The sequence below is a fragment of the Pseudomonas sp. LAP_36 genome (assembly GCF_019456785.1).
GTDB classification, from domain to species: Bacteria; Pseudomonadota; Gammaproteobacteria; order Pseudomonadales; family Pseudomonadaceae; genus Aquipseudomonas; species Aquipseudomonas tritici.
Genome location: NZ_JAHZMS010000002.1, coordinates 543,844 through 565,520, shown reverse-complemented (window position 1 = coordinate 565,520; position 21,677 = coordinate 543,844). Strand labels below are relative to the sequence as shown.

Here is a 21,677-nt window from a genome sequence, read left to right as displayed (position 1 = left end):
GAGGCCAGGGAATGCCCCACCACCAAAATCTTTTCGAGCGCCTCGCGGCTGCCCCCGCATGTGGAGTGACATCCGTCGCCATCCATCTCGGGAAAATGCTCAGTATCCGTGCAGGCAGCGTACAGACGCTGCCGGACTACGGTTTGCCCGACCTCAATGATATGAATCAGAGCCTGCATGAATCATTGAGTCAGTCGCGTCTGTTGATCGAGCGATTTATCCGAGCCTACGAGCCGCGCTTGAAGCATGTGCGGGTCACAACACTGCCACGGGATCATGACCCATTGGCCCTGGCGTTCGCTATCGAAGCCACGCTGATGGTCAAGGGCATCCGCCAGCCCGTGGTGTTCACCGCGCGGCTATGTGACACCGGTCGTGTAGAGGTCATGCCGGATGTCGTTTAACCGTTATTACCAAAGCGAGCTCAGTGCGTTGCGGCAGCTTGGACGGCGGTTCTCCGAACGCAATCCGGCGCTTGCTCCCTTTCTCGCGGAGTCAGGCCAGGACCCGGATGTAGAGCGCTTGCTGGAGGGCTTTGCGTTTCTTACGGGTCGCCTGCGGCAGAAACTGGATGACGAGCTTCCAGAGCTGACGCATTCGCTGATGCATTTGCTTTGGCCGAACTACATGCGACCGATGCCCGCCTTCAGCATCCTGCAGTTCGACCCCTTGAAACATTCCGGCCCTGGTGTGTGGGTCGCGCGGGATACACCGGTCGAAAGCGCCCCAGTCAACAACGAGCGATGCCGTTTTCGTACCTGTTACGCCACGCAGGTTCTACCGCTGCGACTGAGCGCGCTGGAGTACAGCTGCCAAGCAGCGTGTGCGATTTTGAGCCTACGCCTGGACGTCAGCGACGAAGGGAATTTCTGTGAATCGACCTTCGATCATTTGCGCCTGCATCTGACGGGAGATCGCTACATCAGCCAGGAGCTGTACCTGAGCCTGTTGCGTCATCTTGGCGGTATCGAGCTACTGCCTTTGGGCCGCGATGGCCAGCCGCTCGAGGGAGGTGATGGGCAGGCGATATCGCTGCGATTGAGCGCCGACCGGGTACAACCCGTGGGGTTCAGTGAGGAGCAGGCGTTGATTCCGTATCCGTCGAACACTTTTCGCGGGTATCGCCATCTGCAGGAGTACTTTGCCTTTCCCGACAAGTACCTGTTTGTCGATGTGGGTGGCCTGGAGGTACTGCGCAGTTTGCCCGGTGAATTACTGAAGCAAGTGTACGGGGTGGTGTTGCGCTTCGAATTGCGCAATCCATCGCGTGAGTCCCAGGTGCCTACCCTGGATAACGTGAAGCTGTACTGCACGCCCATCGTCAACTTGTTCACGCATGACGCCGTACCGATTCGCCTAGATGGCAAACAAGACGAATACCTGCTGATTCCCGGCGAGTATTCACGAGAGAACGCTGGCGTGTTTTCCGTAGACAGTGTCACCGGTTGGCAGCCTGGGGGGCTCGGATATCAGGCCTACGTACCCTTCGAATCCTTCGAGCATGATGGCGACACTGACCTTTCGCAAGGCGCACCGAGTTACAGCATTCGCCAACGGACGTCGGCGCAGCATGCGGGGCTCGATACCTGGCTTAGCTTTGGTAACGGCCTGGCAGTGGAGCCACAGACGCTGTCGATCGAATTGACCTGCACCAATCAAAACCTGCCTCGGCTGTTGCAGGTAAGCAGCAACTGAGTCCAGAAATGGCCCAGGCTCATCCAGGCGCAAGGGCGTTGACCCGTGCAGTTGGAGCCCGGCAGCCACTGAGCCTCGAGATACTGGAGCTGCGTACCCATCCCGGAGATGTGTTTTTGTTGTGCAGCGATGGTCTGTACCAAGGGCTCAGCTGCAGGGAACTGGGGAGGGCCATGAGTGCAGGTACGCCACGGCAGGTGGTGGAGCAGCTATTCAGCGACGTATTGCGGGGGCCGGCGCGGGATGACCTCACCGCCGTGGTGGTCCAGTCATGAGCGCGGCGGCAGGTCCGCCTAACCTGCTGGCGGGGCGCTATCAGCTTGAACGAATCCTGGGTACCGGGGGCATGGGCGTGGTCTATCGGGCCCGGGACCTGATGCATGAGGCGTTCGGCGAGCCCGACTGCCGTGTGGCGCTGAAGCTGTTGGGCGAGACCCTTTCTGCCTCCGACGACGCTCATGTGTTGCTGTACAGCGAATTCGCCCTGACCCGAAGTCTGCGCCATGACCATGTGGTACGCGCATTTTCATTCGAGGTAGACACCACGCACCAACTGGCATTTTTCACTATGGAAGTGATGCCGGGCCTGACCCTGGATCGCATGCTCCCGGAGTGTCCGCAGGGGCTGGCATGGCAGGAGCTGCAACCCATGGCCCTGCAATTGCTGGATGCACTGGCCTATACCCATCGGCAAGGCGTCCTGCATGGGGATGTGAAACCGGCGAATATCATGGTGGGGGAGCAAGGGATACGCTTGTTCGATTTTGGCCTGGGCCATGCCGAGGCGCAGGCAAAAGCTGGGTTGCCGAGCTTGAGCCGCAGTCGCCTGAATGCCTGGACGCCGGCGTATGCGGCGCCTGAGCTGATAGCGGGAGGGGGGCCGTCGGCCAGTGCCGATTTGTACGGGGCTGCCTGCGTGCTCTATGAACTGGCCGAAGGCCGCCGCCCCGGCGAACGCCAGCAGAATCAGCGACTGCGTCGGCCCAGGCAACTGCCCAGGCACTGTTGGCCTTCGTTGTGTTCAGCATTGGCGATGGACCCCGAGCAGCGAACGGTAGGCGTCGCCGAGTTGCGCGATGCGTTGGCGGGCCGGCGTCGTTGCTGGTTCCTGAGCTAGTGCGTCAACCGGGGAGGTCATGCAGCTGGCAGTACTCGCTCCAGCCCAGGCCCGCCATCTGCGCCACTTCCCTGTGCACCTCGAGGCGCTGGGCTTCGAAGGCTTCGGCGGACTCGGAGGTCAGTTTGAGGGTCAATTCCCAGGCAAACAGGCCTTGGCGTTCGGCTTCCGCTTCGAAGGCTTCATGCAGCCGCTCGGCGCGGTACTGCGCCAGGGTTTCGCCCTTGGCCTGGGCGGCCAGCGGGTTCAGGGTATTGAGTTCGGTGGCCACATCGGGGTGTTCGTTGAGGAACCTGTCCAGTGCTAACTGGTGGTTATCGCCAGGTGGTGACAAAGGCTTGCTCCAATCAAGGGCCGGATTCCGGTCGGTGGGATGCACAGAGGCGACGCGCGCGTTTGCGCAGCCGGCGGTGGGTCCAGGCGCGTATGGGGTTGAGTAAAAACAATAACAGATACGCGCTCAGCACGAGGGCCAAGTCCACAGAGCTATTGTTGGGGGACCCCGTCGCCCGTTCAATAACGCCCCTGCTGATCAACAGCAGCGCGACGCCGAACACCCACAGCAGCACGTTGAAAAACAGCGGGTGCCCCTTCATTGGCAGCTTACTTTGCATAGCCAGCTTATCTCCCTGGTGCCTGCTTCCTTTGCAACAACCTTCCTTGATCAGTTGCGCCCCCGGCGCCGCGAGCCTGCACCCATAAACACACAGGCAGTAAGTATTGAAGCAGATTCCGCGATTGGCCCAGCTTAGAAAAGTCAATTATTTGGAAATATTCAGCGAATTTCCTGTCATCCATTGTTGAAAAAACACCCGGAGGAATGGCAAAAAGCTTTCGCTCACTGTGCCTGGACGTGTAGCGTTAGCCCGTGTTTACGGCGCTGCCTTCCAGGGACAGTGGGCGATGGGCAGAGGGATGGGTCATGGCGCAAACGCTGTTCAAGCTTTTCTTCACCCAACGTCTGGCCGCCTTGGCCAGCACGGAGTCGCTGCGAGCGATCCGCGAAGGGTTGTTGTGGATCCTGCCGTGCCTGCTGGTGTCAGCGAGCTTTCTGATCCTGTCTGAATGTGCTCGCGTGCTTGGCTTCGACCCGCAGGTGGTGGCGTTCCTCGCCGGCCTCCACAATCAGATCAGCTCCGTCATCCCACTGCTGGTGGCCGCTTCCATTGGCTACATGCTGGCGATCCAACATCGCCTGCCGCAACTGCCGGTGGCATTCCTGTGCCTGGCTCATGTGGTAGTGGCGACGTTTGTCCTGCGGGAGTACCCGCGCGCCTCGGCCACCTTCGTACTGTTTATCGCGATTGCCTCGCCGCTGTTGAATGTGCCGGCGATTGCCTGGCTGCACCGTTACCGCTGGACCCGAGTGGTCAACGAAGACCTGGTGGGGCACAACCTGCGAGGTACGATCAACATGGTGGTGCCGGGGGCGATCACTGCCTTGGCGTTGGTGGCAGTGCTGTCCTTGTTGTTGCAGGTGCCCTATGTGGCCCAACTCCAAGGGCCGCAGGTACTCAATGCGTTGGAATCGCCCTACGGCAGCGGCCTGTTTGTGACATTGATGAATTCGCTGCTGTGGTTTTTCGGGATCCACGGTGTGTACGCCATGCAACCGTTGTTCGATGTGCTGGACCAGGCCGTAGTGCTGAATAGCACGGCGTCGGCAGCGGGCGAGCCCATCAAGTATGTGTTGAACAGCGGCCTGTTGGGCAGCTTTGCGTTTATCGGTGGTTCTGGCGGTGCATTGTGCCTGTTGCTGGCGATCCTGCTGTTCTCCAAGAGCCAGTCCATGCGCCTGTTGGCGGTGGCGAGTGTGCCGCTCTCACTGTTCAACGTCAGTGAAGTGCTGCTGTTCGGTTTACCGATCATTCTCAACCCGCGCTTGTTCATACCGTTTCTGATCGTACCGGCGTTGAACGCCACGGTGGCGTTAACCGTGGTGCAGATGGGCTGGGTGTCGCCGGCAGTGGTCAGCGTACCGTTCACGGCGCCTGTGCTGCTCAACGCCTATCTCAGCACCCACGGCGACCTGGCGGCGGTGGCGCTGCAACTGGCACTGCTGGCCCTGGGCACGCTGGTGTATGCGCCGTATGTGCACGCGATTCATCGCCAGGCCACTGAGGGCGGCACGGTCTACCTCAAGTCCCTGGACATGACCTTCCGTGGCCTTGAGGAAAAGGGCCGGTTGCGCGAGTTGGACCCGGTGCTCGCTTCGCACAAGACTTTGGCGCGCCAGGCCACTGAGCTGAGCCGCATCCAGCAGATCAGCGACTACGAGTTCTACCTCGAATTCCAGCCGCAGGTCTCGACTCGCACCGGCCTATGCACCGGCTGTGAGGCGCTGATGCGAGCTCGTGATGCCCAGGGCACGGTGCATTCGCCGTGGGAGTTCCTGCAATGGCTGGCCCAGGCACAGTTGATGCCGGACGTGGATGTGTGGGTGGCATCCCAGGCGGTTCGCCAATACCAGAAGTGGCAAAAACTTGGCTTTGCCTTGCCGATGACCATCAATATTTCCAGCGCGACCCTGACCGACGCTGCCTATGGCGAGCGCCTTGTGGAGATTCTGGCCCAGGCCCACGGGCAGGTATCGGTGGAAATCACCGAGGACGCGCTGGTCAGTGATATCCAGGCCACGCGCCAGACCATCCAGAAGCTGCAAGCCATGGGTGCCAAGGTTTACATCGATGACTTCGGCACCGGGTTTTCGGCCTTGAGTTACCTGCACCAGTTTCCGGTGGACTTCATCAAGATCGACCGCAGTTTCGTGGTGGCCCAGCATGATCCCAAGGGCGCTCAGGTCATGACCGGCATGTTGCGTTTTTGTGAGGCCCTGAACTTGGGTGTGGTGGTGGAAGGGGTAGAGACTGCCGAGCAGTTGGCCTTCCTGAACACCGGCGCCGAATTGATTATCCAAGGCTGGTATTTCAGCAAGGCGCTGCCGGGCGATCAGTTGGAAGGCTTTGTGCGAGCGCGTGCCGCGTTAGCCGAGGGCTAATAACCGCGCTGGGTCTGCTCGATTTCCTCGACCAGGCTGTCTATTCCAGCCAGACGAGCCCGGTTGTCATGGTCCCAGGGGTGAAAACCGGGTTTGAAGTAATGCAACCACGGCACCAGCATCCGTGGGAAAACCCCCTTGGGCCCATACAGAAACTTCAGCATGCGCCAGAAGCCTTTCAGGTGCCCCCCCGATTTGCGGTCGGCAATCAGCAGGCGCAGGTGGAAATCGAATACCACCAGCCAGAAGAGCAACGTGGTGGTCAGCATGGTCCCGGTGCGTAGCAAGTAACGCTTGGGGCCGGGCTTGATCACGCGGTTCCACACGTCGAAGGCTACGGCCTTGTGTTCGGTTTCCTCCAGGGCGTGCCAGTACCACATCTGCTGGTAGCCTTTGAGTGAATGGCCGAAACGTGTCGGGTCGCTCAGGAGTATTTCCGCCAGCATTGCGGTGTAGTGTTCAAGCGCAATGGTCACCGCGAGGTTGAAGGACGGCGGCAGGTGTTTTTTCTGCAGGTCGAGGATGAATTTAAGCCGTCGGTCCAGGGTGTGTGCCGGCAATCCTGCCTCTTGCAGCAGGTTGTTGTAGGCCACGTGCTCACGGCTGTGCATGGCCTCCTGGCCGATAAAACCCTGGACCTCTTTCTTCAGTTCAAGGTCATCGATGTGCTGGCGGTAGTGGCGCACGCTGTCCATGAAAAACAGCTCGCCCTGGGGGAACAACAGCGACAAGGCGTTGAAAAAATGCGTGATGAACGGACCCTGTTCATGCCAGTCCTTGATGCGCTCGGCGGGCAGGTCAAAATGGATGTCACGGCGGATCGGTAACATAGTGCATGCTCCTGTTCAGAGACGGGGCTCGTCGTTGGTTTCAAACACCGGCGTGCGGGCTTTTGGGGCTATGCGCTGGCTGGCGAATACCACTAAGGCTTGATAGGCCGCCGGCAAGCACCGGGCGAGCAGGTCGAGGAAATACGCGTCACGGCCGATCAGCACACGACGCTTGTTTTTGCGCACGCCTTGCAGGATCACTTTGGCGGCTTGGTCAGCGTCAGTGATGAACAGCTTCTCGAAGTCGGCGCGGGCCTGCTGTTCGCTGTGGATCAGGAAACCCGTCATGTTCGCGTCGATACGGCTGCTGCGACAGATATCGGTACGAATGCCTCCTGGGTGTACGCAGGTGGCGGAGACGCCGCAGCGCTGCATATCCAGCTCTTGGCGCAGGGATTCGGTAAAGCCGCGCACGGCGAACTTGGTAGCGTTGTAGCCACTCATGCCGGGTTGGGCAAACAGGCCGAATACGCTGGACGTATTGACGATATGGCCGTCACCCGAGGCTTTCAGATACGGTAGGAACGCCTTGGTGCCGTGGACCACACCCCAGAAGTTGATGCCGACAATCCATTCCAGGTCGGCGTAGTCCACACCTTCCACCGTGCTCGACAGCGCCACCCCGGCATTGTTGAACACCAGGTTGACCTGGCCGTGTTCGGCAACGCAGCGCGCGGCCCAATCCAGCATGGCCTGGCGGTCGGAAACATCCAGCACCTGGGTGGTGATCAACACGGGGGCCAGGGTCGAGGTCTTGATCAACGCCTCGGTCTGTTCCAAGCCCTGGCTGTTTTTGTCCGCCAGCGCCAGGTGGCAGCCTTCCCGAGCCAGGGCCAGGGCGAGGGCGCGACCCATGCCGGATGCCGCGCCGGTAATGGCCGCTACGCGACCGTTGAATGACTTCATGACAGGCTGCCTTCTGCGGTGGAGTGGGGCGCCGGCACTGGACGGCTGGGCGTGTTGACCGGTAGCAGGTCGGCCACATAGTCCTTGAGCGCAAACTGCCGGGTGACCTGCTTGAAGCGCCAGGTGGAGCCGGGCCATAGGGTGGTGTTCTTGCCCGTGCGCGGGTCGAGGTACCAGCTTTGGCAACCGCCGGTGTTCCAGATAGTGCGCTTGAGCTTGTCTTGCAGCTGTTGGTTGTAGGCGCTTTCGACACTGGGTTTGACGTCGACAGTGGCGATGCGATGCCGCTGCATGTGCTGGAGTGCGTCGAGGATGTAGGTGACCTGGGCTTCGATCATCAGGATCATCGAGTTATGCCCCAGGCCGGTGTTGGGCCCGACGATCAGGAACAGGTTGGGATAGCCCGGCACGGTGGTGCCCTTGTAGGCGTGGGCGCCGTCTTGCCAGGTGTCCATCAGGTCCACGCCACCGCGCCCGATGATGCAATCGCGGGGCAGGGGATCGGTGGCCTGAAAGCCGGTGCCGAAGATCAGGCAATCGGCCGGGTGCTTGATGCCGTCAGCGGTGATCACACCGTCAGCTTCAATGCGCAGCACGTTGTTGGTGACCACCTCCACATTGCTGCGCGACAACGCCGGGTAGTAGTCATTGGAAATCAGCACGCGCTTGCAGCCGATGGTGTAGTCCGGGGTCAGGGTTTTGCGCAAGGAAGGGCGAGCCACTTGTTTATGCAGGTGACGCAGGGCGATTTTCTGCACCATCTTCATCAGCCGTGGGTGCAGGGCAAAGCCGACCACCCGGCCTTCCAGCGCCCAGTAAAAGGCGCCGCGCACCAGGCGCTGAGTGAAGGGCAGGTGCTTGAACAGCCAGCGTTCGAAGGGCGAAACCGCGCGGTCGGGCTTGGGCATGATCCACGGCGGGGTGCGTTGGAACAGGTCCAGGTGAGCCACCTGCGGCGCGATCTGCGGCACGAACTGAATGGCACTGGCGCCGGTGCCGATCACCGCCACGCGTTTGCCCTTCAAGGAATAATCGTGATCCCACTGTTGGGAGTGAAAGCGTTTGCCCTTGAAGCTGTCGAGCCCTGGAATATCCGGCAGCGCCGGGCGCGACAAGCCGCCCATACCCGATACCAGTACCCGCGCACTGACCTGACGGCCATCGCTGAAGCTCAACTGCCAGCGTTGCTGTTGGTCGTCGAACACCGCACGTTTTAGGCCCATGCCGAAGCGCAGGTAGGGCGCCAACCCAAAGCGCGTGGCGCATTGTTCCAGGTAAGCGCGGATCTCTGCCTGCGGCGCGAACTGTCGCGTCCAGTCCGGGTTGGGCGCAAAGGAAAACGAATACACATGGGACTGCACATCGCAGGCGCAACCTGGGTAGTGGTTGTCCCGCCACGTGCCGCCGAGGGTGTCGGCCTGTTCGGCAATAAAGAAGTCGGTGAACCCGGCCTCCTTGAGCTTGATCGCCATGCACAGGCCGGCAAAGCCTGAGCCGATGATGGCAATGTCGATTGAATCACTCTGGGCATTCATAAGCAGTCCTTCGTGGGCATCGGGTGTGCTCGCTTTCTTGTTTTGTCTTTTAGATAGAACACCATTGCAAAGAAAAATTGAATTACTTATTTTAAAAAAGATTTTAAATAATCTACCTGAAAATATCGCCTACGCTAGTCCCAGGTTCCTCATGTGCGATTTGTCCGACGGACAGGCACGAAGTTTAGGTCCAGGGTGTGGACGATGGCTGAGGCCTTGATCAATTCCGGTCGGGTCGCCAGCAGCAGGGATGCAGAGGACCGAGCTATGGCTGTTGAATGGGTTATCGCTGCGGCTGTGTTTATAGGCGTGAGCACTGCTTTGTGGGGGTTCAGTGCCTGGATGACGCGGCGTATCGAAGCTGCCGTTCCGAGCAACGGGCGCTATGTGGAAGTGAATGGCGAGCGCTTTCACTATTACGAGGAGGGCAAGGGCCCGCCGCTGTTGATGATTCACGGGCTGATGGGCAGCAGTCGCAACCTAACCTATGCCTTGTCCGGCCAGTTGCGCGAGCACTTTCGAGTGATCACGCTTGACCGTCCGGGGTCGGGCTATTCCACGCGCCATAAAGGCACCGCCGCAGACTTGCCGGCCCAGGCGCGGCAAGTGGCAGCCTTTATCGGCACGTTGGGCCTGGACAAACCGCTGGTGCTGGGGCATTCCCTCGGCGGCGCGATTTCACTGGCGCTGGCCCTGGACCATCCCCATGCCGTGGCTGGCCTGGTCTTGGTGGCACCCCTGACCCATCCCCAACCCACATTGCCCCTGGTGTTCTGGTCACTGGCGGTACGACCGGCCCTGCTGCGGCGTTGGGTTTCGCACACCCTGACCGTGCCAATGGGCCTGCTCACACGCCGCTCGGTGGTCAAGGGCGTGTTCGCTCCGGACACTGCCCCAGAGGATTTTGCTACCCGGGGCGGCGGGCTGCTGGGCATGCGGCCCGACAACTTCTATGCGGCGTCCAGCGAGATCGCGCTGGTCAACGATTACCTACCGGACATGGTCAAGCGCTACCCGCAACTGACGCTGCCGATCAGCCTGATTTATGGCGCGCGTGACAAGGTCCTGGACTTTCGCAAACACGGGCAGGCCCTGGCTGACAGGGTCCCCGGCCTGAAGCTGCAGGTGGTGGAAGGGCGCGGCCATATGTTGCCGATCACCGCCACGGCGCGGGTGGTCGAGGCGGTAATGCAATTGGCCAAGCGTGCCCGGCCGCCGGAAACCGCCGCGATCCTGCATCCGCCATTTGCCTTGGCAAACAAATAATCGTGACCTCCACTGCGCGGTGGACGGTCCGAAATGCTTGCCCTAGAGACCTGACCAAACGGCAGAAAAACAGACTGCCCAGTCATGCGGAAAAGGCCTCGAAAAAGTAGTTGACGACCTATCGATTCCGCGCTATTTCTTTAAAAAAATATTTCAATGTTTATTTTGAAATTATTTTTGAAATGCCTAAGAGCGAATAAAAATGAAAAAAACGCCTTTTATCGCATGGTTGATTTCTCGGAGCATTCAGCGCTCCCCGAACCTTTTTTCTGCCTCCCTGCCACGGAGGTTGCCATGAATCAGACTCTGGCAGCCCCAAGCGTATGGACCGACGGCAAGCGTCACCTGTGGTGGCTGGGCATCATGCCCCTGGCCACGCCATTGCTCTCCGGTGCCCTGGCCATTTCCACCGGTATCCAGCAACTTTGGTGGGTTGGCGTGCTGGTGATCTTCGGCCTGATCCCGCTGATCGACGGCTTGCTTGGTGAGGATGTGAGCAACCCGCCCGAATCCGCCGTCAGCCACCTCGAATCCCAAAGCTATTACCGCTGGATCGTCTACACGGGCGTGCTGTTCGTCATTTCATCGGTGGTGATCACCGGTTGGCTGGCCGCCGGCGGTATCGACTGGATCATCCGGGGCGGTTTGTTGCAAGCTGCCGCGAACCTGGAACCGTCCAACTGGTTGTCCCACGCCGCCAGCTACATCACTGCGCGCACTCAGCTGCATGGCGAAGCGAGCTGGTTCACCTACCTGGGCATGGCCATGTCGACAGGTGCCGCTACCGGCATCGCGATCAACACGGCCCACGAACTGGGACACAAGCCCAACGCGTTGGAAGTGTTCCTGGCCAAGGTCACCCTGGCCCCGACCTTCTACGGCCACTTCTACACCGAACACAACCGTGGCCATCACGTACGTGTGGCTACACCGGAAGATCCAGCCAGTTCGCGCCTGGGGGAGAGCTTCTGGGCCTTCCTGCCCCGCTCGGTATGGCTCAGTGCCCGTTCGGCGTGGAACCTGGAGCGCGAACGCCTGCGCAAGCTCGGCTTGCCCGCCTGGCATTGGCAGAACGGCGTACTCAGCGCATGGATGTACAGCGTGGTGCTGTGGGGTGCGATGATCGCGTGGTTGGGCGTGGCAGTGATCCCGTTCCTGATCATCCAAGGCATCTACGGCTTCTCGCTGCTGGAAGTGGTGAACTACGTCGAGCATTACGGGCTTAAACGCCAGAAGTTGCCCAATGGTCGTTATGAGCGTTGCTCACCACGGCATTCATGGAACAGCAACCGTATTGTCACCAATATCTTTCTGTTCCAATTGCAGCGGCACTCCGATCACCATGCCAACCCAACCCGTAGTTATCAGTCGTTGCGCCACTTTGATGAGTCGCCGCAACTTCCCTACGGCTATGCGAGCATGATTGTCTGGGCCTATGTGCCTTACTTGTGGCGCCGTCGCATGGACCATCGAGTGCTGAACCATTATGCCGGGGATATCACCCTGACCAATCTTCAACCTTCACAACGCTTGAAGTATCTGGAGAAATACAGCGGCAGTGCCAAGCCGTTCTGAGGTGAATTAAAACATGTGTTGTGCGCTCAGGATCTGTGCATCGCGCAGGTCTCTATCGCCCAGGATTCTCCAAATGAGTTGCAAAAAAACAGTGTTTGACCCGAACAAAAATAATTTAAAGGGAAGGACGTACACTATGCAATCACCTGCCAAGTTCACCACCCATATCGTATTGGCCGCGCTGGGCCTGATCGTCTATCACCAGGCTCAAGCTGCGCGCATTGAGCCTGCCGGCAGTGCGTTTACCGCCCAGGGCCCCATCAGTTTTTCCAAAGGTGCGCTGATCAGCGCCGACTGCACCATCAAGGTCGCCGGCAAAGTGGCGGCCGACGGCTCATCGGTGAATGTCGACAAAGTTGAATTCGATGGCGGCCTCAAATGCAGCCGAGTCGAAGCCATTAACCTGCCCTGGGTATTAGTTGCCAAAGACACCAAGAGTGGTTCTATGTCGAAAATCAGCGTGGATGTTCATGCCTTTGGTTTAGGCGGCAAGTGCGGGCCTTCTACCGCCGAGGGAACATGGGATAACGCCACCGGTAAGTTGGAAGCCGCGAACGTACCGATTGGCGAAGACTGCACGATCAAGACGGTGTCGATCAAGATGCCACCAAACTTCAAAGTGGTTGAATAAACATTAAATGTTGTTGCGGTAATTGAATTGAGATTTGGCTGGAAAGGGAAGTTCTGCAGTTTCACCGTGACCTCTCGATCATGGCCATTACCCCCTGGCGAATGACTCGCCATAACATGTGAGGAAAAACAATGAAAAGCTTGAAAACCCTCGTATCGTTGTCTGCTTTGGCTGTTTGCATGGGTGCTGCTTCCATGGCGAACGCTTATAGCATCGCTCCGGTTAACACCAGCTTCACCGCGCCAGGCACCATCTCGGTGAAATCGCCATCCTCCTTCCAAGCCACCGTTAATTGCGGTGCGACGTTCACCGGCAATGTTGATGCGACGGGCGTTGCAAAAATCACGGGCGTGGCGGTGACCGGTGGCGGGCTGTGCGCCCTGCCCAAGATCACTGGTTTGCCCTGGACTTTGACCGCCACTGGCCCGGCTGCCGGTTCTGTGACCAACGTCGGTTACACCATCGCCAGCTCGATTCTGTACCCGGCCTCCAATTGCGGCCCGTCCACCATTACCGTGGGCTACAGCGGCGGCGTGCTGTCGGCAGCCAACCAGACGCTGAGCGGCAGCTGCACCGTGGTGAGCCTGAGCGTGACACCAAGCCCTGCGCTGACCATCGTGCCTTGAGAGCCGCTTGAGCACACAGGGTTGATCACCCATTGAAAACTGGCGCCTGAACCAGGCGCCAGTTCATGAATAGCCAGGCAGCAAGACGAACCGGCGGGACCGGCTCAGATAACAATAAGGAGTGCCGCATGAATAATAAGAAACAACATGTGCAGGTTTTGCTGGGGCTGGCGCTGATAGGAGGGGCGATTGTGATCGCACCCGTGCAAGCCGGCGGTTTTTCAACGCCGACCTACGGCGCGCCAGGTTGGGGTCGGGCTTTTGCGGGCGGCTCGCTGTTCAAGAATGACCCGAGCTCGGCGTACAACAACCCGGCTGCCATGGCTTTTGTAGAGCATAACGTTGCGCAATTTACCGTCGACTATGCGCGTATCAAGATCAAGTACAAGGGCGATGCCTCTGATTATGCAGGTAACCCGATTTCCAGTACTCCGTTGGACGCAGGTGGGTTTCCCGACCTCGCGGCGACCACTGCTAACAACAACGACGGCGGGCAAGGCGGGTTTACGGCCTGGTTGCCAACCGGTTTCATGGTGATGCCCCTGGGGGATCGGTTCGCTTTCGGCCTGAGCCAGGTCGTTCCCCAAGGCATGCGCTCCACCTGGGATCAGGATTCGAAACTGCGCGACTTTGCCGTGGACACCAAGATCGAAACGGTGGGTTTGACGGGGTCCCTGTCGTTCAAGGTCAATGATCAATTCTCCATCGGTGGTGGCGTGATCGTGCAGCACAGCAAGGGCTTCGTAAGCCAGAACGTCGACTTGCTATCTGCCGCTGCCGTGTCGGATTCCGTCCTGGGCGGGGTCACGTTTCCATCGGATGTCGGTAGCGCATTGATGCGTGTCAAGGTCGACAATATCTCGGCTGGCTGGTTTACCGGCGTCGTGTGGAAACCCACGGACCGAGATACGTTGGGCTTGAACTACCACGCCAAGATCAAAAACAAAATGACCGGTAAATACAATATTTACGCCGATCAGTTTTCCTACAACCTCATGACCCAGCCGAGCCCTTTCGGCGGTAGCGGCACACTGGTTAATACGGCTTATCCCGGCCTTGAACTGGCGCCGGACGGTGCCCATGCCAGTGTCCAACTGGACATTCCTGCCACTGCGAGCCTGGATTGGGTGCACCAGTTCAACGACCGATTCACCCTGGGCGCCAGCGTGACCTGGACGCAGTGGTCGTCGTTTAAAGACCTTACGCTCAAGTCGGGAGGCGCGACGATCGTCTCCATCCCCTACAACTATAAAGACACCTGGATGTACTCGGTCGGCGGCGATTTCCGCGCCACCGATGAATTGACCCTGCGTGCCGGTGTGGCCATCGACCAGACACCCACCCGCAACTCCACCCGTGACCCACGGATCCCGGATGGGGACCGCACCTTTCTGTCGTTGGGCGCTGGGTACGATGTCAAAGCGGTCAAGGGTTTGAGTCTCGATGTTGCGTACTCCCACCAGTTCGTTCAGGAGGTCAAGCTGAAGACCCAGAACGTCGATCGCCTGGGTGGCGCCAGCCTCAACGGCAAAGCCGAGTCGTCGGGCGATGTCGTCAGCTTATCGGCAACCTACGCGTTCTGACGTTTGCGGAGGCCGATGGAAGAAGGCATCAAGCGCATCTTGCTGCCTTCAACCAGCGGTTCGTCCTCAATTCAGCGACAGCGAACTCTTCTCATATCAACATTCCTGCTGCCCCATGCCTCTCGCATCTTATCGCTAGCAACTTGTTGCAGTGTTGCTCCGAGCCCATCCTAATCCGACACGCAATTACCCTTCGTAGCGCTGCTCTGAGGAGCCGCCACAACTTCCCTACCGTGACGCAAGCCAAAGTATCTGGAGTGGGTTACGCAATCACGCTCTGAATAAAACGCTGATTTCCATCGCTCAGATTTTTCCTATTTCGGCGCATGCTTAGTTGTATGAAAGTTGCTATGTCCGAATAAAAATAATTTTGAGGGAAGAGTGCTAGCGATGCAATTACCTAAAGTATTCGTCCCTCTCTGCCTAGGTTCCCATGGGGCTGTTCACTTATTGCAAGGCCGTGCCCGCTTGGCAGCGCCTACTGCACTCTCACACACCATTACCGAATGAATTGATTCTAGCTATGTATAGATCATTGATTTGAAGTTTGGCCGGATCAAGGGGTTTCGCTATGTTGCTTTAACTTCTCGATCCTGGTCATTACCCCGGCGAATAACTCGCCTTTATATGTGAGGAATATAATGATGAACTTTAAAACCCTCGTGTCGTTGTCTGCCCTGGCTATTTGCATGGGGACCGCTTCCATGGCCAATGCGTACAGCATTACCCCGGTAAACACCAACTTCACTGCACCCGGCACGATCTCGGTGAAATCCCCGTCTTCCTACCAAGCTGCTGTTAACTGCGGGGCCACCTTTACCGGCAATGTCGACGCCGCCGGCGTTGCAAAAATTACCGCTGTAGCCATCACCGGTGGTGGTCTGTGCAGCCTGCCCAAGATTACCGGCTTGCCTTGGACATTGACGGCGACGGGGGCCACGGCGGGTTCTGTGACAAATGTCGGGTACACCATCGCGGGTTCTATTCTGTACCCGGTCTCCAATTGCGGTGCTTCCACTATCACAGGCAACTACAGCGGCGGTGTGTTGACGGCGACCAATCAACCGCTGGCCGGCAACTGCACGGTAGTGAGCCTGAGTGTCAAGCCAACGCCAGCGTTCACCGTTGTGCCTTGAGGGTGGCTTGAGCACACAGGGCTGATTGCCCGTTAAAAGACAGGCGCCTTTCACCAGGCGTCTGTTGGTTTAGCTATATGAGATGGCATTAGGAATACCGTATGAATGACAAGACACGACCGGTACAGGTTCTCCTGGGGTTGGCGTTTATGGGCGGGCTGATGATTGCCGCACCTGTGCACGCCGGTGGTTTCTCCACCCCGACTTATGGTGCGCCTGGCTGGGGCAGGGCATTTGCCGGTGGTTCGCTGTTCAAGAACGATCCGAGCGCTGCGTACAACAACCCAGCTGCCATGGCGTTCATAGACCGTAACGTTGCGCAGTTCACGGTCGACTACGCACGCATCAAGATCAAATACACAGGCGCGGCCTCTGAGTACGCAGGCAACCCAATTTCCAGTACCCCGCTGGATGACAGCGGTTTCCCTGATCCCACAGCGACTACCGTGAACAACAACGACGGTGGCCAAGGAGGTTTTTCCGCTTGGCTACCGACGGGTTTCATGGTGATGCCGCTTGGTGACCAATTTGCCTTCGGGCTGAGCCAGGTTGTACCCCAAGGCATGCGATCCACCTGGGATGAAGACTCGAAACTGCGCGGTTTTGCAGTGGATACCAAAATCGAAACCGTGGGTTTGACGGGGTCATTATCGTTCAAGGTCAACGACGAGTTTTCCATCGGTGGCGGCGTGATCGTTCAGCACAGCAAGGGCTTCGTCAGCCAGAACATCGACTTGCTGTCGGCAGCGGCGGTGTCCGATTCCATACTCGGCGGCACTCCTTTCCCATCGGACGTGGGCGGCGCGTTGATACGGGTCAAAGTCGACAATATTTCAGCAGGCTGGTTTACCGGCGTCGTCTGGAAACCTACGGAGAAAGACACCCTGGGTCTGAATTACCACGCCAGGATCAAGAACAAGATGACCGGCAAATACAACATTCATGCCGATCAGTTTTCCTACAACCTTATGACCCAACCGAGCCCATTTGGCGGCAGCGGTACGCTGGTGGGCACGGCTTATCCGGGACTTGAGCTGTTTCCGAACGGTGCGCATGCCAGTACCCAGCTGGATATCCCTGCCACCGCGGGCCTGGACTGGGTGCACAGGTTCAATGATCGATTCACCCTGGGGGCAAGCGTGGTTTGGACGCAGTGGTCGGCGTTCAAGGACCTGACGCTCAAGTCCGGTGACCTCACGATCGTCTCTATTCCCTACAACTACCAGAACACCTGGATGTACTCCCTGGGTGGAGACTTCCGTGCCACCGATGAACTGACCTTGCGTGCGGGCGTGGCCGTCGACCAGACGCCTACCCGTAACTCGACCCGTGACCCGCGGATCCCGGATGGTGATCGCACCTTTCTGTCCGTTGGCGCCGGGTACGACGTAAAGGCAATCGAGGGCCTGACGCTTGATATTGCCTATTCCCATCAGTTCGCTGAGCAGGTGAAGTTGAGGACCCAAAACGTAGACCGGCTGGGCGGCGCGAGTCTCAATGGCAAGGTCAAGGCGTCCGGCGATGTCATCAGCCTGTCGGCGACCTACACGTTCTGATGTTTCGCTGGGTGATCCGCTCAGCGTGTTGATGGACCAGGCGGCCCGCTCGGCCGTCATTTTTTTGCCCTAGCGTTAAATAATTATTTCAAAACAAAATTTGAATATAGTTTTCGAATTTTGTAGTGTGGCGTTACGCCGCAGGTCATCCGACCCGGCGCACGTAGGCCGTACCCTGAATCAAGTAGAGGTATCTCCATGGTTATCTGGTTACTGGTGGGTTTCGCAGCAGCGATTGCCCTGGCATATCGACAAGCTGCCGCCACCCTGTGGTTGGGTGCCGGCCTGGTCTGGCTGGCGGCGGGTTACCTGTTCAACGTGGTTGCCGGATTCGGTACCACCGTCGCGGCCGTGCTGGTGGTGTTGCCCGCGTTGCTGATGACGATCAAGCCCCTGCGCCGCACCTTGCTTACCAGCAAGGCCCTAGGCCTGTTTCGTACGATCATGCCGGCGATGTCCGACACCGAGCGCGCCGCCATCGAGTCTGGCACTGTGTGGTGGGACGCCGAGTTGTTCAGCGGCAAGCCCAACTGGCAGCGCCTGTTGCAAGCTGCTCCAGCCAGTCTGAGCGCCGAAGAACAAGCCTTTCTCGACAACGAAGTGGAAACCCTGTGCGACATCGCCAATGACTGGGAAACCACCCAGGTGTGGCAGGACATGTCACCCGAAGGCTGGCAGTACACCAAGGATGCCGGGTTTCTCGGCATGATCATTCCCAAGCAATACGGCGGCAAAGGGTTCTCCCACTACGCGCACTCGCAAGTGGTGATGAAGTTGTCGACGCGCTGTTCGGCGGCGGCGATTTCGGTGATGGTGCCCAATTCCCTCGGTCCGGCGGAGCTGCTGTTGCATTACGGCACCGATGCCCAACGCAATTACTACCTGCCGCGTCTGGCGCGGGGCGAAGACATTCCGTGCTTCGCGCTGACCAGCCCCTATGCCGGCTCTGATGCGGGGGCGATTCCCGACCTGGGCATCGTCTGCAAAGGCACCCATGAAGGCGAGGAAGTGCTCGGTTTTCGTGTGACCTGGGACAAGCGCTACATCACCCTCGGCCCGATTGCCACGGTGTTGGGCCTGGCATTCCGCGCTGAAGACCCGGACGGCTTGCTCGGTGCTCCCGGCTCACTCGGCATCACCTGTGCACTGATTCCAACGTCCCATCCCGGCGTGAACAGCGGTCGCCGTCATTGGCCATTGAATGCTGTGTTCCAGAACGGTCCTACCACCGGTAAGGATGTCTTCATCCCACTGGAATGGGTGATCGGTGGCCGCGAGCAAGTCGGCAATGGCTGGCGCATGTTGATGGAATGCCTGGCAGCGGGGCGGGCGATTTCCTTGCCGTCGGCCAACGTCGGCCTGGGCAAGGTCGCGGTGCGCGGCACCACGGCCTACGCTGCCATGCGTAAACAGTTCGGCTTGCCGATCGGAAAATTCGAAGGCGTGCAGGCGCCACTGGCACGCATGGCCGGGCACCTGTATGCCTGCGATGCGGTGCGTAAAGTCTCGGTAGCGTCCCTGGATGCGGGTGAGAAACCTTCGGTGATCTCGGCCATCGCCAAGTACCACGTCACCGAGCGCGCGCGCATCATCGTCAATGACGGCATGGACATCGTTGCTGGCAAGGGCATCTGCATGGGGCCGAATAACTTCCTGGCGCGTGCCTATCAGCAAAGCCCCATCGCCATTACCGTGGAAGGCGCGAACATCATGACGCGCTGCCTGATCATCTATGGCCAGGGGCTGATTCGTTGCCATCCCTATGTGTTCCGCGAGATGGAAGCAGCGAGCAACCCGGACCGGCGCAAGGCGCTGGAAGACTTCGACAGCGCGATGTTCGGCCATGTGAGCTTTGTGCTGGCTAACACCGTACGCGCGGCAGTGCATTCTCTGACAGCGGGGCGGCTGATATCCGTACCGGCCAAGACCGACCCCGCGTTGGCGTCCTACTATCGCCAGGCCAATCGTCTGTCGGTGGTGCTGGCGTTGATTTCGGACGTTTCCATGGGCGTACTGGGCGGTGCCCTCAAGCGTAAGGAAAGTATCACCGGGCGCCTGGGGGATATTCTGTCGCAGCTGTACATTTTGTCCTGCGTGCTCAAGCGCTTCGAGGATGACGGCCGGCCCCAGGCGGACCTGCCGTTGGTGCACTGGTCGGCCCAGGATGCATTGCTGCGGGCTCATGAAGCGCTGGCCGAGGTACTCGATAACTACCCGTCAAAAGCGGCGGCGGCCGTGGTGCGGGCGTTGACGTTCCCGTTCGGTATCCCGTTGCGCAAACCTTCGGACCGTCTGCTGGCCCAGGTGGCGGATGTGGTGCAGACACCAGGCGAAACCCGCGACCGCTTGCTGGCCAATTCCTACATCCCACGTCCGGAAATCGACAAATTGGCCTACGGCGAACTGGGCTTCCGCCTGTTGCCGCAGGTGGAGCTGATCGACGCCCGACTCAAGCCCGCCGTCAAGCAGGGCTTGATCGAACCGATGCCGATCTCAGCCACGGCCTTCACCGTCTGGCGCGTCAAGGCGCGGGCGCTGGACCTGATCAGCGACGACGAAGACACCTTGCTCGGTCGCTATGTGGAATACGCCGACCACGGCATCCAAGTGGATGACTTCCCGCAGGACTTCGGGTTGCTGGAGGCGTTGCAGCGGCGCAAGCAAGCGCTGGAGCCTATGCCAAAGCGCCGAACCGCCCAAGGTGAAAGTACCTCGGTGAATTAGGAGAAACACGATCCAAATGTGGGAGCGGGCTTGCTCGCGAATGCGGTGGATCAGTCGCTGCATCGGGTGACTGAAACGGCGCATTCGCGAGCAAGCCCGCTCCCACACTGATCGGGTTTACAGCCAAGACAGCGTTGTGAGTAGAACTACCTATGAGTGACAGCTACCTTTCTTTCGTCAATTCCCCTTGGGGCCGTCGCCTGGCCCAGGCCGTTGGTCTGCCGCAACCCTTGGCGCTGCAACGTCATCGCAGCGGCCAGCAAGGCCTGGCCAACCCGGTGATCCTCGCCGGGGCAGGGCGCCTGGCCTTTGAGGTGCAGCGGATTTTCGCGGCCACCGACACCGTCACCGCCACCCCGGCCTCGCTCAAGGCGCCGTCCACGGTGAACGTGCAGGGCGCGGTGTTTGACGCCAGCGCCGTGGCCGACCTGCAGCAACTGGATGAGCTGTATGTGTTCTTCCATGCCAACGCCAAGCGCCTCGGTCAGCACGGCCGCGTGGTGGTACTCGGTACCGCGCCGGAACACTGCCAGGACTTGCCCCAAGCCATCGCCCAACGCGCCCTTGAAGGGTTGGTGCGTTCGCTGGCCAAGGAGTTGCGCCGGGCGATCACCGTGCAACTGATCTACGTGGCGCCGGGCGCCGAAGACGCACTGGACAGCAGCCTGCGGTTCTTCCTGTCGCGCCGGTCGGCGTATGTATCGGGGCAGGTGGTGCGCCTGGAAAAACCGGTGGACGGCCAGGTTCCCGTCAACTGGGACAAACCCTTCGCCGGCCGCCGCGCGCTGGTCACCGGCGCTTCCCGTGGCATCGGTTTGGCGATTGCCCAAGTGTTGGCGCGCGACGGTGCCCATGTGGTGTGCGTGGATGTACCGCAGGCCCAGGCGTCGCTGCAACACGCGGCGGAGAGTGTCGGCGGTTCGGCGCTGCCCCTGGATATCACTGCAGCGGATGCCGGCGCACTGCTGCAGGCCCATGTCAGTCAATACGGCGCTTTTGACGTGGTGGTGCACAACGCCGGGATCACCCGCGACAAAACCATCGCCAAAATGACCGAGACGGCGTGGCGCAGCGTGCTGGCGGTCAACCTTGAGGCGCCCCTGCAACTCAGCGACGCGTTATTGCAAAACCAAGGGTTGAACCCCGGTGGGCGCATCGTGTGCGTGTCGTCGATTTCCGGCATCGCTGGCAACCTCGGGCAAAGCAATTACGCCACCTCCAAGGCCGGTGTGATCGGCCTGGTCCAGGGCCTGGCACCGCGTGCGGCGGCGCAGCACGTCACTGTGAATGCGGTGGCGCCGGGGTTTATCGAAACCCAAATGACCGCGAAGATCCCGCTGATGATTCGCGAAGCGGGGCGGCGCATGAATTCGCTGTCCCAAGGCGGGCAGCCGATCGATGTGGCCGAGACCATTGCCTGGCTGGCGCACCCAGCGTCTGGCGGGGTCAACGGCCAAGTCGTACGCGTGTGCGGCCAAAGCCTGCTGGGAGCCTGAGCC

At 59.5% G+C, this 21,677-nt stretch carries 17 protein-coding genes and 2 pseudogenes; 14 read left to right on the top strand and 5 right to left on the bottom strand.

Annotation, left to right across the window (positions count from 1 at the left end):
* Window positions 1-11: 11 nt before the first annotated feature.
* The 4 genes and pseudogenes from tssE to JBO08_RS08135 all read left to right on the top strand — a co-directional run bounded on the left by tssE (window position 12) and on the right by JBO08_RS08135 (window position 2,812).
* Window positions 12-404 carry a type VI secretion system baseplate subunit TssE gene (gene tssE / locus JBO08_RS08150; protein WP_065880689.1) on the top strand — a complete coding sequence of 131 codons (393 nt, stop codon included), beginning with the start codon at window positions 12-14 and terminating at the stop codon, window positions 402-404.
* Window positions 394-1,683: pseudogene (tssF, locus tag JBO08_RS08145) on the top strand (type VI secretion system baseplate subunit TssF); the annotation flags it as partial. The gene tssE and the pseudogene tssF, both read left to right, overlap by 11 nt.
* Window positions 1,683-1,970, top strand: a pseudogene (locus tag JBO08_RS08140) (PP2C family protein-serine/threonine phosphatase); the annotation flags it as partial. The pseudogenes tssF and JBO08_RS08140, both read left to right, overlap by 1 nt.
* A complete protein-coding gene (locus JBO08_RS08135; RefSeq protein ID WP_065908845.1) occupies window positions 1,967-2,812 on the top strand; it encodes a serine/threonine-protein kinase in 846 nt (281 codons plus the stop codon). The pseudogene JBO08_RS08140 and the gene JBO08_RS08135, both read left to right, overlap by 4 nt.
* A 4-nt stretch (window positions 2,813-2,816) precedes the next feature.
* Here the strand turns inward: JBO08_RS08135 and JBO08_RS08130 are convergent, their stop codons facing one another.
* Together JBO08_RS08130 and JBO08_RS08125 are read right to left on the bottom strand one after the other, a co-directional pair.
* Window positions 2,817-3,146: a DUF6388 family protein gene (locus tag JBO08_RS08130; protein WP_065872012.1), complete on the bottom strand. Its 330-nt coding sequence runs from the start codon at window positions 3,144-3,146 to the stop codon at window positions 2,817-2,819.
* Window positions 3,147-3,159: 13 nt separating this feature from the next.
* A complete protein-coding gene (locus JBO08_RS08125) occupies window positions 3,160-3,426 on the bottom strand; it encodes a hypothetical protein (protein WP_065880700.1) in 267 nt (88 codons plus the stop codon).
* 308 nt (window positions 3,427-3,734) lie between these two features.
* Here JBO08_RS08125 and JBO08_RS08120 point away from each other — a divergent pair, with 308 nt between their 5' ends.
* Window positions 3,735-5,810 (top strand): EAL domain-containing protein, encoded by a 2,076-nt coding sequence (locus JBO08_RS08120; RefSeq protein WP_065872010.1) that lies wholly within the window; start codon window positions 3,735-3,737, stop codon window positions 5,808-5,810.
* Here JBO08_RS08120 and JBO08_RS08115 read toward each other — a convergent pair.
* From JBO08_RS08115 to JBO08_RS08105, 3 genes are read right to left on the bottom strand one after another with little or no spacing between them, the layout of a single operon-like run.
* Window positions 5,807-6,640: a metal-dependent hydrolase gene (locus JBO08_RS08115; protein WP_220074206.1), complete on the bottom strand. Its 834-nt coding sequence runs from the start codon at window positions 6,638-6,640 to the stop codon at window positions 5,807-5,809. The genes JBO08_RS08120 and JBO08_RS08115 overlap by 4 nt on opposite strands.
* A 15-nt stretch (window positions 6,641-6,655) precedes the next feature.
* Window positions 6,656-7,546: an SDR family oxidoreductase gene (locus JBO08_RS08110; RefSeq protein WP_065945344.1), complete on the bottom strand. Its 891-nt coding sequence runs from the start codon at window positions 7,544-7,546 to the stop codon at window positions 6,656-6,658.
* Complete coding sequence (locus JBO08_RS08105; RefSeq protein WP_220074207.1) at window positions 7,543-9,081, bottom strand: NAD(P)/FAD-dependent oxidoreductase; 1,539 nt, start codon at window positions 9,079-9,081, stop codon at window positions 7,543-7,545. Before JBO08_RS08105 ends, JBO08_RS08110 begins: the two co-directional genes overlap by 4 nt.
* A 267-nt stretch (window positions 9,082-9,348) precedes the next feature.
* Here JBO08_RS08105 and JBO08_RS08100 point away from each other — a divergent pair, with 267 nt between their 5' ends.
* The 9 genes from JBO08_RS08100 (at window position 9,349) to JBO08_RS08060 (ending at window position 21,674) form a co-directional block, all read left to right on the top strand.
* Entirely contained in the window at window positions 9,349-10,347 is a 999-nt protein-coding gene (locus JBO08_RS08100; protein WP_258407022.1) for an alpha/beta fold hydrolase, read from the top strand.
* Between the two features lie 294 nt (window positions 10,348-10,641).
* Window positions 10,642-11,922 carry an alkane 1-monooxygenase gene (locus tag JBO08_RS08095; RefSeq protein ID WP_065872005.1) on the top strand — a complete coding sequence of 427 codons (1,281 nt, stop codon included), beginning with the start codon at window positions 10,642-10,644 and terminating at the stop codon, window positions 11,920-11,922.
* Between the two features lie 136 nt (window positions 11,923-12,058).
* Window positions 12,059-12,553 carry an alkane oxidation protein activator PraA gene (gene praA / locus JBO08_RS08090; RefSeq protein WP_065872004.1) on the top strand — a complete coding sequence of 165 codons (495 nt, stop codon included), beginning with the start codon at window positions 12,059-12,061 and terminating at the stop codon, window positions 12,551-12,553.
* A gap of 131 nt (window positions 12,554-12,684) precedes the next feature.
* On the top strand, window positions 12,685-13,179 hold the full coding sequence (praB, locus tag JBO08_RS08085; RefSeq protein WP_065872003.1) for an alkane oxidation protein activator PraB: 495 nt from the start codon (window positions 12,685-12,687) through the stop codon (window positions 13,177-13,179).
* A gap of 128 nt (window positions 13,180-13,307) precedes the next feature.
* Window positions 13,308-14,762: an outer membrane protein transport protein gene (locus JBO08_RS08080; protein WP_220074209.1), complete on the top strand. Its 1,455-nt coding sequence runs from the start codon at window positions 13,308-13,310 to the stop codon at window positions 14,760-14,762.
* Between the two features lie 641 nt (window positions 14,763-15,403).
* The gene (praB, locus tag JBO08_RS08075; RefSeq protein ID WP_065872001.1) at window positions 15,404-15,898 is read left to right on the top strand and encodes an alkane oxidation protein activator PraB; all 495 of its coding nucleotides are present in this window, start codon (window positions 15,404-15,406) and stop codon (window positions 15,896-15,898) included.
* Between the two features lie 101 nt (window positions 15,899-15,999).
* Complete coding sequence (locus JBO08_RS08070) at window positions 16,000-17,454, top strand: outer membrane protein transport protein (protein ID WP_220074210.1); 1,455 nt, start codon at window positions 16,000-16,002, stop codon at window positions 17,452-17,454.
* Between the two features lie 198 nt (window positions 17,455-17,652).
* Window positions 17,653-20,178 carry an acyl-CoA dehydrogenase gene (locus JBO08_RS08065; RefSeq protein ID WP_065871999.1) on the top strand — a complete coding sequence of 842 codons (2,526 nt, stop codon included), beginning with the start codon at window positions 17,653-17,655 and terminating at the stop codon, window positions 20,176-20,178.
* Window positions 20,179-20,330: 152 nt separating this feature from the next.
* Entirely contained in the window at window positions 20,331-21,674 is a 1,344-nt protein-coding gene (locus JBO08_RS08060; RefSeq protein ID WP_065871998.1) for a 3-oxoacyl-ACP reductase, read from the top strand.
* Window positions 21,675-21,677: the final 3 nt, after the last annotated feature.